Below are 13811 nucleotides of genomic sequence, written 5' to 3'. Positions count from 1 at the left end.
GATGAAGAATATTCTGAGGCCCGGCACGATGTCGGCGGCCGATATCCGACCGGAACTCGCTCTGCAGCAACCGGATTGGGGCGACGTCTCGCAAATCCAGCACGTCCGAGCGGAATTGGCCGCTCGTCCGGCCCTGGTCAACGCCGTGGACGTCTACAACCTGCGCAACCTGCTGGCCTCGGTCGCCGTGGGCAGCGCCTACGTCATCCAGGCCGGCGATTGCGCCGAGGATCCCGCCGAGCGGACGGCCGCCGATATCGCGCGCAAGGTCGGCCTGCTGGAAGTGCTCGCGGGAACGATACGGATGAATACCCGCAAGCCGGTGCTGCGCGTGGGACGCATCGCGGGCCAATTCGCGAAACCTCGCTCCAACGACTACGAGCGGGTGGGCGGGCTGGATCTGCCGGTCTATCGCGGTCATTCGGTCAACGCGCCCGAGCCGACCCTGGAACATCGGCGGCCGGACGCGTTCCGAATGGTCAGCTGTTACGAGGCCGCCGCCGAGATCATGCACCACCTCTCCTGGCGGGGTCGGCACCGCCGGTCCTGGACCGACGCGCCCGTGTGGACCAGTCACGAAGCGCTGCTGCTCGATTACGAGATCCCGTTCCTGCGCGAGGACGCGTCCGGACAGCTGCTGCTCGGATCCACCCACTGGCCGTGGATCGGCGAGCGGACGCGCGATGTGGACGGTGCGCACGTCGCCATGCTCGCCGAGGTCGCGAATCCGGTGGCCTGCAAGGTCGGTCCGAATATCGACGCCGATGAACTGCTCGCGCTGTGCGAGCGTCTGGATCCCGAACGCGAACCCGGCCGCCTGACCCTGGTGGCCCGTATGGGCGCCGATCTGGTCGCGGACCGGCTCCCGCGTCTGGTCTCCGCACTCCGGTCGGCGGGCCACCCGGTGATCTGGCTGTGCGATCCGATGCACGGCAACACCGTCTCCGTGCCCGGCCTCGGCAAAACCCGCTATCTCGACGCGATCGTGCGGGAGACGCGCCTGTTCCAGCAGGCCGTGCGCGGCGCGGGCGGCATAGCGGGCGGGCTGCACTTGGAAACCACGCCCGAGGGCGTGACCGAATGCGTCACCAACGAGCAGTTCCTGGACCGAGCGGGCGGTAAACGCACCAGCCTGTGCGATCCGCGGCTCAATCCGGATCAGGCCGTTGCCGTCGTCTCGCAGTGGCGCGGATAGATGGAGAAATCATGGAGAACAAAACCGCACTGGTCACCGGCGCGGCCGGTGGTATCGGCAGCGCGATCGTCCGGGCGCTCGGGGAGCAGGGCGCCACGGTCGCGGCCGTGGACCGCGACGAGGAGCGGCTGCGCGAAGAGGTCGACCTGCTGACCGGAAAAGGCTTGCGGGTCCACGCTTTTCTGGCCGATGTCACCGATTCCGAATCCGTCGAATGCGTGGTGGACGCCATCGAACGCCGGCTGGGCCCGGTGGACTATCTCGTCAACGCCGCCGGAGTGCTTCGCCTCGGCGCGGCGTGGGAGCTGTCGGAACAGGATTGGGAAACTGTGCTCGGGGTCAACACGACCGGGGTCTTCCACATGTCGAGATATGTTGTCGACCGGATGATTCCGCGTTCCTCGGGCAGCATGGTCACAATCGTCTCCAACGCGGCGGGCACGGCTCGGACGGGAATGGCGGCGTACTCGGCCTCCAAGGCGGCCGCGGCGATGTTCACCAAATGTCTCGGACTCGAGGTGGCGCGCTATGGAATTCGATGCAATCTGGTCGCGCCGGGCTCGACGAATACGCCGATGCTCGCCTCGATGTGGCATGACGAGACCGGGCCCGAGCGCACCCTCGACGGCAGTTCGGCCGAATACCGCGTCGGGATTCCGCTGCGGAAACTGGCCGAGCCCGAGGATATCGCCGACGCGGTGCTGTTTCTGCTCTCCGATCAGGCCGCGCACATCACGATGCACACTGTCACCGTCGACGGTGGCGCCACGCTGGGGGTCTGATATGCGTGCGGACACCGAAGGGCGGCCGGTGGCGGCGATCCCGCCGATCGGAGAATATCCGATGCCGACGGCGGCCGATCTACCACCCAATGTCGCCGATTGGTCCGTCGAACCGGATCGAGCGGTTCTGCTGATCCACGACATGCAGCGCTATTTCCTGCGCCCCTTTCCCGATTCGGTGCGCCGATGCCTGGTCGCGAACGCCGTGGCATTGCGCACCCGCAGCGATCGACTGGGCATTCCGGTCGCCTATACGACTCAGCCGGGCGGCATGTCCGATACCCAACGCGGACTGCTGAAGGATTTCTGGGGTCCGGGTATGCGCGTGGATCCCATCGAACGCGCGGTCGTCGACGAGTTGACGCCCTCGTCCGCCGATTGGATGCTCACGAAATGGCGCTACAGCGCGTTCTTCCGATCCGATCTGCTCACCCGAATGCGTGCCGCGGGCCGGGATCAGCTCATTCTCTGCGGCGTCTATGCCCATATCGGTGTGTTGACGAGTGCCGTCGACGCGTTCAGCCATGACATTCAGCCGTTCCTGATCGCCGACGCGATCGCGGACTTCTCGGCGGAATACCACCGAATGGCCATCGCATTCGCCGCGCAGCGCTGCGCGGTGGTCGGCCTCACCGCGGATGTGTTCGCATGAGCGGCATCGACGAGCACGCCCGCGCCGTGCTGAATCGGATACTCGTCCCCGAGCCGCCGCCGTTCGCGATCGTGCACCGGCCGGTGACCGGGCCCGCCACGGCCGTACAGCTGTTCGTCGGCACGGTGTCGACGCCCGCGCTGCTGAGCGAGATCGTGCTGCCGCCAACCGATTCCACGGCCCATCCGATCGACGACGCACTGGTCGTCGTCCCGTTTCGCCAGGTGGCCGAGCGTGGCTTCGACTGTATCGACGACGGCAGCCCACTGCAGGTCCTGCACATCACCGACCGCGCCGAGCTGGACCTGGCGGCTCTGCCGCACCTCCTGCCCGATACGCGGATCTCTTTGCGCAACAGCGGTTTCGACCTGGACGACGCGGCCTATGCGCAGCTCGCGGCGCGGATCATCGCGGAGGAGATCGGCGCCGGAGCGGGCGCGAACTTCGTCCTGCGCCGATCGTATCTGGCCGATATCTCCGGCTACGAGTTGTCGATGGCGCTGTCATTCTTCCGCCGCCTGCTCACCCGAGCATCGGGTGCGTACTGGACCTTCATCGTGCACACCGGCGATCACACCTTCGTGGGCGCGACGCCCGAACGGCATGTGAGCCTGAAAGACGGTACGGCCGTGATGAATCCGATCAGCGGCACCTATCGGTATCCGCCGTCGGGGCCCGTATTGCGCGAGGTCCTGGAGTTCCTGTCCGACCAGAAGGAGGCCAGCGAGCTCTACATGGTCGTCGACGAGGAACTGAAGATGATGTCGCGGTTCTGCGTCTCCGGCGGCCGGGTCGTCGGACCCTATCTGAAGGAGATGGCCGACCTCGCGCACACCGAATATTTCATCGAGGGCCACACCGACAGCGACCCGCGCGACATCCTGCGCGAGACGATGTTCGCCCCGACGGTGACCGGCAGCCCGCTGGAGAACGCCTGCCACGTCATCAGCCGGTACGAATCGAGCGGCCGCGGCTATTACAGCGGCATCGCCGCACTGCTGGGGCGGGACGGAAATGACGGCCGGACAATGGATTCCGCGATCCTCATCCGCACCGCCGATATCGCCCGCGACGGCAGACTGCGCATCGACGTCGGCGCCACGATAGTCCAGGACTCCGATCCGGCCTCGGAGAGCGCCGAAACCCGCGCGAAGGCAACGGGTTTGCTGACGGCCCTCGGCGCGGTCGAGCGGGTGAGTTTCGGCGAACATCCGGAGGTGCGCGCGGCGCTGGCCCGGCGCAATACCGCCATCGCGGAGTTCTGGCTCGACGGCGGCGCGAACCGGCCCGAGGTCGTGCCCGCCCCGCGCAGCGTACTGGTGGTGGACGCCGAGGACACCTTCACCGCGATGCTCGGTCACCAGCTGCGCGCCCTGGGACTGGCGGTGACGATATGCCGCTTCGATCAGGCGGCGGATTTCGAGCGCTACGACCTCGTCGTCATGGGTCCCGGTCCCGGCGATCCGCGGCGCACCGGCGATCGGAAGATCGCGCACCTGAGCCGGACGATCGACGCCCTGCTCGCCGCGCGGCATCCGTTCCTCGCGGTATGTCTCAGCCACCAGGTGCTCGGCGGCCGCCTCGGATTCGACCTCGTGCGGCGTGCGACGCCGAATCAGGGTGTGCAGCGCCGCATTTCACTGTTCGGCAGCTGGGAGCGGGTGGCGTTCTACAACACCTACATCGTGCGCAGCGACAGCGACGACATGGCGTGCGCGGGCATCGGCCCGGTCGAGATCAGTCGCGATCCGGACACCGGTGAGGTCTACGCGCTGCGCGGGCCGCATTTCGCCTCGATGCAGTTTCACGCGGAATCCATTCTGTCCAAGGACGGTATGCGCATCATCGCCGATCGGATCACCGATCTGGTCGCCACCGATGAGCGAGTTCCGCTGCACCCCAGGTGATTACACAATTCTCAACGAATAGAGGTTTGTCATGTACGCGCCGTTCCTCTGGTTCGATCTCGACGGGGTGCTGCTGTACCCATCCGCCGAGACGAATCACGTCATGGTCAATACGCTTCGCTACCTGCGTGATTTCGCCGGTTTCGGCATCGGGGTGCTGGCGAACGAGCCGTGCGGCTGGGGACAGTCCCGCAAACAGGTGATGGCCGAACTGGGCGGGGTCGATGCGGTGGTCGATTCCCGCACCGCCGATGCGGGGACATCTCACCGCGACCTGTTCCGAATCGCCGAGCGGGAGGCTGGAATTCCCGCGAACATCTCCATTCTGGTCGATCGCGACGCCGAGACCTGCGCCGCGGCGAATGCGTCCGGCTGGCGGTCGATCCAGTTCCACGACAATTCTCGAACCTGCCGGGAGCTGAAGTGCGCCACCGGCATACAGGCAATCCTCTGACCGCGCCAGGATTTCACCCGAAAGAGGGATACCACCCATGCAGACCGAAATCGGAATACTCGCGACCGGTTCCTATCTCCCCACCAAGGTGATGTCGAGCGCCGCGATCGCGGAACGCGTCGGCGTCGAAGCGGACTGGATCCTGCGCAAGACGCTCATCGCGGAGCGACGCTTCGCGGCCCCGGAGGAGGCCACCTCCGATCTCGCGGCGAAGGCAGGCGCCGATGCCATCGACCGCGGTGGCCTGGACGCGGCGAGTATCGACTATCTCATCGTCGCGACATCCACGCCCGACTCGCCGCAACCGCCCGTGGCGTGTCTGGTTCAGGCGCAGCTCGGCGCGTGGAACGCGGCCTGTTTCGATATCAATGTGGTCTGCAGCGGCTTCGTCTACGCCCTCGAGCTCGCACGCAGCCTGGTTTCCGCCAGACCGTCGGCGCGCGCACTGGTGATCGCGGCCGATGTGTATTCGCGCTCACTGGATTTCGACGATCGTAGAACGGCGGTGCTGCTCGGCGACGGAGCGGGTGCGGCGGTGGTCGGACGGGTGCCTTCCGGATACGGCATCCTCGCAACGCATTTGGCCTCGCGCGGCGACCAGCGCCAGCTGATCCGAGTGGAGGCCGGTGGCAGCAGGCTGCCCGCCTCGCACGAAACCGTCGACAGCGGCGGCCATTACTTCAGAATGGACGGCCGCGCCGTCCGCGACTTCGTCATGGATAATGTGCCGCCCGCACTGGAGAAGCTTTTCGCCGAGGCGGGTGTCAGCCCCGCCGACCTGGTCCACGTGGTGCCGCATCAGCCCAACGGGGTGCTGCTCGGCCAGCTCATCGAGCTGGCGGGTCTCGACCACGCGCGGACGCATCGCACGCTGGATCGTTACGGCAATGTCGGCAGCGCCTCGGTGCCGGTCACTTTGGACGACGCGAATCGGTCCGGATTCCTGCGCACCGGGGATCTGTTGCTGCTCACCGCATTCGGCGGCGGCATGTCCATGGGTCACTGCCTGATGCGCTGGACCGCGGATCGGGCCTGAGGGGCCGTGCGATGAGGTTCGATCACACCGTGGTCTGGACCGCCGACGGATTCGAGACCGCCGAATTCTGGGCGGATATCCTCGGCGGGCGGTTGGCCGGTCGAGTCGGATGGGATATCGCACTCGCCTTCGACAATGAGGTCACCGTGCGGTTCGCCGATATCGGATCGTCGTCTCGCGATCCGGGGATTCAACAGCAGCGCTATGCGATCACGGTCTCGGATGACGATTTCCGGACGGCCCTGAAACTGATCGAACAGCGGCGGATTCGATACTGGGCCGACGCCCGTCGAACCGAGGAGGGCAATACCTACCGGCACGGCGACCATCGAGGGTTCTTCGTCCTGGACCCGAACGGTCATCTGCTCGAACTCATGGCCTTCACGATCTCCTCATGATCATTGCCGCACGATGGGCGCATGACCACGACCGTCCTGTCCGGCCCGGCGACGTCGACACCGAAATCCGCGCGGATCCTGGGGATCGACACCGCGCGCGGAGTCGCCGTACTGGGGATGATCGTCGCGCATGTGGGCCTCACCAGGGAGCTGCGCTGGGGCGATACCGGAAGCTGGCTCGCGCTCGCGAACGGGCGATCGTCGATCCTGTTCGCCCTGCTGGCCGGTGTGTCGCTGGCCCTGCTGAGTGGGCGGGTACGGCCGCCGGTCGGTGCGGAGCTGGTCGCGGCGCGGTTGCGCATCGTGATCCGGGCGCTGCTGTTGTTCGCGCTCGGGGGCGTACTCACCGCCCTCGACAGCGGGGTGTCGGTAATCCTGCAGACCTACGCGCTGCTGTTCGTGTGCGCTCTGCCGTTCCTGTCGTGGAGTCCGCGCCGGCTGCTCATGCTCGCCGCGGGCTGGGCGGTGATCGCGCCGCCGGTGGCGGTGTGGCTGGCTGATCTGCTGCCCGCCTCGTGCGATCCGGAGGTCGCGTCCTGCGCCGGGGCCCAGATCACCGATCTGGCCGTCACCGGCGATTATCCGGCGCTGGTGTGGATCACGTTCGCGCTCACCGGACTCGCGCTGGGGCGCAGCGATCTGGGCGAGCACGCGGTTCGGGTCCGCATGCTCGTCGCCGGTCCGGTGATGATGCTCGCCGGATACGGATCGGCCTGGGCGATCGGCCGCTTCACCGATATCGACACCGAGTCGAGTTGGGGGCGATTGCTCAGTGCCGAACCACATTACGGCTCCACCTTCGAGATCGTCGGCTCGCTCGGCTTCGCGATGACCGTGCTGGCCGTGCTGCTGCTGTCGGCCGACCGCCTGCGTCCCGCGCTGTATCCGATCGCCGCCGTGGGTTCGATTCCCTTGACCGTCTACGCGGCGCATATCGTCGCGATCCGCCTGCTCGGTGACGCCTCGACGGCCCCTACCGGCAACGGCCTGCTGGCGGCGTTCACGATCGCCGTGATCGCCGCCGCCACGGTGTGGGTGGCCACCTTCGGCCGCGGACCGATCGAACGGCTGGTCACCTGGGTGAGCGGCCGATCGACCCGAGCGTGAGCTCAGGCGGGCCGGATGGTCCGCACGGTGCGCTCGAACTCCCAGAACGCCCGCAGGGCAATGATTTTGCCCGCCTCGTTCACCCGATAGGTGAATACGCCCTCGGCATCGAGCGTCTGCCCGCCGCTGCTGCTGCGAACCGTGCCGGTGAAGGCGACCTCGTTCCCGCAGGCGAAGGAGTCCGCGATCAGAAACTCGATCGAATCGTTGTGCGCGATGGCCTTGTCCCAGAACGCCGAAATCTCCTCGAGCCCACGGTGTCCCCGACCTTTCGGATCGAAATCCGAAGGCCCGACCGGATCTTCGACAACGGCATCGGCCGCGAACATCTCCAACCAGGCATCCTTGTCCCCCGCCTCGACCGCGGCATGCAATGCCCGGCTGACCGAACGCGCCACACTCATATCGCGACCTACCCTCGCCCCATCCCCGGAACCGCCAACGCGACCACCCCGGCAATCCCCACGACAGCAATGCCCATCGAATCTCTCCGATCCATACGACCACGGGTTGTCAACCCGCACCCCGGCCACCCGGCCGAGCCACCGTCGAGATTAGGAACCCGAGCGCAATCCCGGCGTCATCCGGACATAAGCGCGCACGTCCGCGCGAGGTTTCGTACCGGCTGCCCAAACGGCACACTTCACCGAACCACGTGATCGAAATATGTTGCGAGACGTTCGCATAACGTATTCAAGCCAGGTCCGTCGATACGAGGACCATCACTCCAGGAGTCGAACCAGTACACCTCATCCGGCGTGCCCCGCGGACGAACAAACACATGCTGATGAAAATGCGCCACGCTACGACCCGTAACCGCGGAGAACACGAACTCGGGCGCAAGCTCCCCCCGCAACGCACACGCGGCCCGCCGAACCGCCCACCCCACAGCGGCCGCCTCGGCATCACCCAAATCGGCCAAAGCCGCTGCGTGCCGCACCGTCTCGACGAACAGATAGCCAGGCATCGCCGCTCCCTCCGACAGCGGACGATGTGTCACAACAACGAGTCGATCCGAGTAGATCACCGGCCCCACCAAACGACCGACACCACGATGCTTCGCACAGATCAAGCACTCGTTCCCCACCCCGCGACAGTACCCAGAAAGTTCACCACCCGCCGAGCCCAGCACGACCAGGGTCAATTACACCCACGCGGATCCTCGAACCGTCCCACATACGCGAGCGCACGCCGCCAGGGATCATGAGCGAACTCGACCCGCGTCCGATACCAATACCGAGCACACAACTCCGCGAGACCCAGATCTATTCGCTGACATCGATACCGCGCCCCCGGCTCGGCCGCCCGGCTGACCTCGACCAACTCGGCCTCGAGAGTCCACCCACCATGATCGAAAGCCCAAACCCCATCGGAGACATACACATGACCGGGATCAGCCCCACCCTCCGGCCACAGCCCCATCACCGCGAACCCGGCCGGATACACCTCGAGAAACGCGAAGGCCAGAATATGGCAAGCGCCAGCGGCGAAGAACCACTGATCGGCACGACACCACGCAAGCTCCTGATCAGCCCGCTCCAAGGGGGTCCGCCGAAACTCCGAGCACGGAACATACACCGGCCCACCATATTCTGAGGTGGGCGTGCCAAGCGAGAATGCACTGTGCTCTACCGAATGCGAATCTACGATGCCGTCCCCGAGAACCTCACGATCTTCCACGAGTTCTTCCGGGACTGGCTGCTACCTGTCCAACTGCGCCACGGGGCCCGACTCATCGGGCGATGGCAAACCGACGATGATCGTGTGGTCGCGGTGTGGGAGTACGACGACCGCGATACCTACGAGCGCATCCAGCGCGACGTGCGCGCCGACCCGGATTGTCATCGCGCCCAGGCACATCGACAGACGCTGCCCACCCTGTTCACCACTCGAGACGAGGTATTCATGCACGCCGCACCCCAATTGGATCACCCGACGTAACCGAGCGAGATCCAGTTGGACACTGGCAATCATGCGGCGACGGTACGGAAACCAGTATTCCCCATGGTGGAATCCGGTGTGTTCGATGAGCGAGCGGCAGTGCGGTACCGAGTGCAGTAACTATCGTGACAGAGATACGAGCCGCCGCGCAGCACCCGCGACTCCCCCACAGCCGCGCCCTGCGGATCGCGCACATGCTCCGCTCTGGCGTTGTGGCTGTAGGTGTTCGGAGAGAATCGATCGAAGCACCACTCCCAGACATTGCCAGCCATCTGCCACAGTCCGTATCCATTGGGCTGATAGGAGCGGACCGGCGCGGTGGTCAGTAATCCGTCCTCCCGGGTGTTGACGGTCGGGAAATCGCCCTGCCAGATATTCGCCCGCCACCGACCGTCGGCGCCCGGCGCCTCGTCACCCCAGGGATAGCGAGCTCCGGAAAGGCCGCCGCGCGCGGCGAATTCCCACTGCGCTTCGGTCGGCAGACGTCGGCCGGCCCAGTCGCAGTAGGCGAGGGCATCGTGCCAGGAGAATCGGCCTTCCCCTCGAGCGGAAGGCCGAGGCGGACGAATTGGGAGTCCGGTGCGTCGTTGGCACGCATGAGCTCCACGAGCAGGTCGATCATTCGCAGTTCGAGCTCGTCGTCGACGAGCGGATTCTCCTGATGCGGATCGCTTTCCAGGTCGAACAGACCGGTGCCGAAGGCGAACGGGTCGCCCACGGCGAAGCCGGATACGCGCAGCACCGGAACGCTCTTGGTGAACGGGAGCGGGCCGACCAACTCCGCGTTCGCCAATTCGGCCGGGGTGAAACGGGAGGCCATATGCGTGGGCATCAGGGTGTGCTCGAACAGCGGCGAATTGCCCGGCGCGGCCGGGGCCCGCAGATACACATACCGCCCGTCGGTGACATTGACATGCCCGCCGAAGACCCCGAACAGTGCGCCCGCGCGGTGTCGGCCCGGCGTCGGCTCGCGCAGCAGCGGCAGCAGGGATCGGCCACGCATATCCGCGGCGGGCTCGAGGCCGAAGAAATCCAGCAGAGTGGGGCCGAAGTCGATGGTCTGCACCAGATCCCGGCAGGTGCCCGCCTTCGTCCGAGCCACCGGATCCCAGACGAACAGCGGCGTATGGATGTTCTCGTCGTACCAGGGCTGCACATTCTTGCCCCACCAGCCGTGCTCTCCGAGTAGGAAACCGTGGTCGGTGCAGACGATCAGCAGCGTGTCGTCCCACAGGCCCAGCTCATCGAAGACGTCCAGGACCCGCCCCAGCGACGCGTCGCACATGGTGAGCAGCGCGGCGTATTCGGCGCGCGTGCGCCGCACGGTGTCCGAATCCTCTTCCACCCGTTTGTAATCGGGCCACGCAGGGGCATCGCTGTCGGCATCGAGGTCGGGATAGTGGCGCGCGTAGTCGCGGTGGGAGAAGTACGGTTCGTGCGGGTCGAAGCACTCGATCTGCACGAACCACGCGTCGTCGGCGTGATTGGTGCGAATGAACTCGAGACCGGCGTTCACCGTCCGGACCTGTGGGTGATCCTCGGCTCGCGTCAGGTACCGCCGGTTCACCAGATCCTGCCGCCACAGATGGTGACGAACCCGACGCGGACTCTGCGGCTGCGGCGGATCGGCGACCTGCCCCTTCCACGTGTCGCCCTCCTGACCGCGGAAGAACTCGAAGGTGCGGAATCGGCTGTGGTAGGTCGCACCGCCGTCCTCCCAGTAGTGCGGGTGGTCGGTGACCAGGTGCGGATATATCCCCGCCGCGGACAGCATCTCCGGCACGGAATCGTCGAACGGCTCCAACGGTCCCCAGGAGCGGTGCAGGAAATTGTGGCGGCCGGTGTGCATTTCGCGGCGGGCGGGCATGCACGGCATCGAGCCGCCGTAGCAGTTGTCGAACCGCACCGTGTGCGCGGCGAGCCGGGTGAAGTTCGGTGCGTGTACCCACTCGGAGCCATAGGGCGGCAGTAACCGGCGACTGAGACTGTCGAACAACATCAGGACCGCACGCATCAGCCGCCTGCCTTACTCGGGTACGCCGAACCCGGCATCAGTCACACCAGGGCCGCTGCGTCAGCCGCCCGTCCGTATCGACTACGAATTTTTGACTTTACTGAGAGTCAATCAGATTGCCGCACTCCTGGTCAATACGGCGCGACGCGACACACACCGTGGCGCAGGAGGGCTGGTCACAAGCCCGTAATACCAAGGCGCCGTTGGGATCACCCGCGCCAGCGAGTGAGATCGTCCGAGTCCCCGTCGTCGATCGGGTCGCGCAGCAGCACACTCGCGGCCGGACCGGTCATGCGCACCGCCACGAGCACGGCAGCTATCGATCGGGGCGGCAGGCGGTAACGATGTCCGGGAGTTGTTCGCGCACAAGGTATTCGATGACCGAATCGAGCCGGGCAGGCCATCGCTCAGAGTTCGTATCGACCGCAAGTTCCGACGAGGCGAGATCGAGGACGCCATGGTCTGCGAGGAAGCGCTGCCAGCGACGCGCTTGCCGCCGCGGTGTCAGAGTCCAGCACGGTCCATAGAAGGTCAATACGCATGCGATCGCTCCGACGACGCCGAGCGCGATATTGTGCGCAGCGAGACCCGCGCCAGCGGTAGCGATTCCACCGGCAAGAGGGCCTTTGCTCTGCGGCCGGCAAGCATTCGGATCGGAGTCGGCCCCTACGCCTCCATCGACCGCAACATCCTGTGGTGCAACGGAACAGCCGTACCCATCGGCCGACTACTGCTCGAGATCGGTGGACGACTCGCCGCAGCCATCCCCGCCCTCGGCACCCGCGGTCCGTACCGGGCTCGGGCGCTCACCCGGAAGCAGCAACTGGACCGGCGGTCGGGAGTGAAAGAAGGCAAGTAGCGCGGATCGAGTGAGCTGCGGCAGACGTGATAGTGAGCACTGGCTTTCCATATTGACCAGTGGGCGCCGCCGTGGGAAGGATGATCCACAACAATATTGATTCCATATGGAATTTGATAGCGGGATCGGAGCGGAAATGCGTCGCCTCCTCCACCTCGGCCGCCGCAAGCCAGGCCGCCCCTTCACGGCGGCACTGCTGACAGCGGGCGCGATCGGTTTCGCGCATGTGATTGCCGCGCCCCAGATTTGCGCATCCCCCGCGTCGGACGTCGCCGCGGGAACCCTGCTTCAGACCGGTCCCGACGATCACCTGGATCCCCAGCTCGCATCGACGGTCGGCGAGGCGAGGCGATTCGTCTATCGCTCCACTGGCCTCGCGGGGAAACCAGCGGTGGTCAGCGGCGTCTACCTCACGCCCGCCGGTATGAAACCCCGGGAGGGCTGGCCGTTGATCGCGCTGGGCCACGGCTTCGCGGGCATGCTCGAACAGTGCGCGCCTTCCGCGGACCCGAGCATGTACGGGTCCCTGCCCGTAGTGCAACGACTCATCGGGCGCGGTTGGGCGGTGGTGATGACCGATTACCAGGGGTTGGGCACCCCGGGGCCGCATCCGGCGCTCAACACGGCCGTCGCCGGCGCCGACATCCTGGATTCCATTCGCGCGGTACGGCAGCTGACTTCCGACATCGCTACCACGACAACGCTTCTCGGTATCTCGGAAGGGGGCCACGCCGCGGAATCCGCAGCCGAGATGGCCCCGCGATACGCTCCGGAACTACGGCTGCGCGCCCTGGCACTGGCTTCCCCCGCGCTCGACCTCGCCGCCATGCCGGACTTGATCGACCAGGGCAGACTGACACTCAGCCAAGAAGCCGGGATGCCGCTGGTGGCCGCCGCGGTCGCCGCCTCGACAGACCCATCGCTGCCCCCGACTGAGGTCGTGCACGGCGTACTCGCCGCGGGAGCATCGACCTTGCTGCAATGCACCACCGTCGACAACCCGCAGAAAGCCGCGATCGCGGCTCTGGCACGCCCTTCCGACGTGTCGTTCTCAACTCCTCGCGCACGCACCGATTTCCAAACCTTCCTCTCCGACAACGCATTACCTCGCTCCCCTCACACTCTGCCGACCTTCATCGCCCGAGGCAGTGAAGACACGCTCATACTCCCGGAGTGGACAACCGCCGCGGTGGCACACATGCGGCAGCTCGGCACGAATGTCGACGACCATGTCGGCCCCGTCGACCACAACGACCCAGCGACAGCCGACTGGGCTATCGACTGGGTCGCACAACAACTGCACAACCAGTCCTGAGAACTCGCCCGCGCGGCTGGTATCAGGAAGCTCGGCACGGCTCCCGATTCGTCCCTCGAACCCCGCCAACTCACCAGCACTAACGTGTCTCCATCGCTGAGCGGTGAAAATGGTTGCGAACGGATACAAGCACGGCGACTCTGACGGATCT

At 65.9% G+C, this 13811-nt stretch carries 13 protein-coding genes and 2 pseudogenes; 11 read left to right on the top strand and 4 right to left on the bottom strand.

Annotated elements, in window-relative coordinates; genetic code table 11:
• Position 1 precedes the first annotated feature (1 nt).
• From NP4_RS02150 to NP4_RS02115, 8 genes are read left to right on the top strand one after another with little or no spacing between them, the layout of a single operon-like run.
• A complete protein-coding gene (locus NP4_RS02150) occupies positions 2-1195 on the top strand; it encodes a 3-deoxy-7-phosphoheptulonate synthase (RefSeq protein ID WP_067990945.1) in 1194 nt (397 codons plus the stop codon).
• A gap of 11 nt (positions 1196-1206) precedes the next feature.
• On the top strand, positions 1207-1977 hold the full coding sequence (locus NP4_RS02145) for a 2,3-dihydro-2,3-dihydroxybenzoate dehydrogenase (RefSeq protein WP_067990942.1): 771 nt from the start codon (positions 1207-1209) through the stop codon (positions 1975-1977).
• A 1-nt stretch (position 1978) separates the two neighbouring features.
• On the top strand, positions 1979-2629 hold the full coding sequence (locus NP4_RS02140) for an isochorismatase family protein (protein ID WP_281277629.1): 651 nt from the start codon (positions 1979-1981) through the stop codon (positions 2627-2629).
• The gene (locus NP4_RS02135; RefSeq protein ID WP_067990940.1) at positions 2626-4536 is read left to right on the top strand and encodes a chorismate-binding protein; all 1911 of its coding nucleotides are present in this window, start codon (positions 2626-2628) and stop codon (positions 4534-4536) included. The genes NP4_RS02140 and NP4_RS02135 overlap by 4 nt, the downstream gene beginning before the upstream one ends.
• 31 nt (positions 4537-4567) lie before the next feature.
• Positions 4568-4990: an HAD family hydrolase gene (locus NP4_RS02130; RefSeq protein ID WP_067990937.1), complete on the top strand. Its 423-nt coding sequence runs from the start codon at positions 4568-4570 to the stop codon at positions 4988-4990.
• Between the two features lie 37 nt (positions 4991-5027).
• Positions 5028-6026: a 3-oxoacyl-ACP synthase III family protein gene (locus NP4_RS02125; RefSeq protein WP_067990932.1), complete on the top strand. Its 999-nt coding sequence runs from the start codon at positions 5028-5030 to the stop codon at positions 6024-6026.
• A gap of 11 nt (positions 6027-6037) precedes the next feature.
• Entirely contained in the window at positions 6038-6424 is a 387-nt protein-coding gene (locus NP4_RS02120) for a VOC family protein (RefSeq protein WP_067990929.1), read from the top strand.
• Between the two features lie 21 nt (positions 6425-6445).
• Positions 6446-7531 carry a heparan-alpha-glucosaminide N-acetyltransferase domain-containing protein gene (locus NP4_RS02115; RefSeq protein ID WP_082875450.1) on the top strand — a complete coding sequence of 362 codons (1086 nt, stop codon included), beginning with the start codon at positions 6446-6448 and terminating at the stop codon, positions 7529-7531.
• A 2-nt stretch (positions 7532-7533) separates the two neighbouring features.
• On the opposite strand, the gene NP4_RS02110 is transcribed toward NP4_RS02115, so the two are convergent.
• The gene (locus NP4_RS02110) at positions 7534-7935 is read right to left on the bottom strand and encodes a nuclear transport factor 2 family protein (RefSeq protein ID WP_067990926.1); all 402 of its coding nucleotides are present in this window, start codon (positions 7933-7935) and stop codon (positions 7534-7536) included.
• Between the two features lie 239 nt (positions 7936-8174).
• The gene (locus tag NP4_RS39555; protein WP_211335719.1) at positions 8175-8498 is read right to left on the bottom strand and encodes an HIT family protein; all 324 of its coding nucleotides are present in this window, start codon (positions 8496-8498) and stop codon (positions 8175-8177) included.
• 668 nt (positions 8499-9166) lie between these two features.
• Between NP4_RS39555 and NP4_RS02100 the strand changes: the two genes are divergently transcribed.
• On the top strand, positions 9167-9472 hold the full coding sequence (locus NP4_RS02100) for an NIPSNAP family protein (RefSeq protein WP_067990921.1): 306 nt from the start codon (positions 9167-9169) through the stop codon (positions 9470-9472).
• A gap of 29 nt (positions 9473-9501) precedes the next feature.
• On the opposite strand, the pseudogene NP4_RS39550 reads toward NP4_RS02100, so the two are convergent.
• Positions 9502-9999: pseudogene (locus NP4_RS39550) on the bottom strand (formylglycine-generating enzyme family protein); the annotation flags it as partial.
• A 422-nt stretch (positions 10000-10421) separates the two neighbouring features.
• Positions 10422-11471: pseudogene (locus tag NP4_RS42305) on the bottom strand (sulfatase); the annotation flags it as partial.
• Between the two features lie 370 nt (positions 11472-11841).
• Here NP4_RS42305 and NP4_RS02090 point away from each other — a divergent pair.
• Together NP4_RS02090 and NP4_RS02085 are read left to right on the top strand one after the other, a co-directional pair.
• Entirely contained in the window at positions 11842-12345 is a 504-nt protein-coding gene (locus NP4_RS02090) for a hypothetical protein (protein ID WP_067990917.1), read from the top strand.
• 106 nt (positions 12346-12451) lie between these two features.
• Positions 12452-13660: a lipase family protein gene (locus NP4_RS02085; RefSeq protein WP_067990913.1), complete on the top strand. Its 1209-nt coding sequence runs from the start codon at positions 12452-12454 to the stop codon at positions 13658-13660.
• The last annotated feature ends 151 nt before the right edge of the window (positions 13661-13811 follow it).

It is taken from the genome of Nocardia pseudobrasiliensis NBRC 108224, from assembly GCF_001613105.1.
GTDB lineage: Bacteria > Actinomycetota > Actinomycetes > Mycobacteriales > Mycobacteriaceae > Nocardia > Nocardia pseudobrasiliensis.
This window is presented reverse-complemented; position numbering and strand designations above follow the sequence as displayed.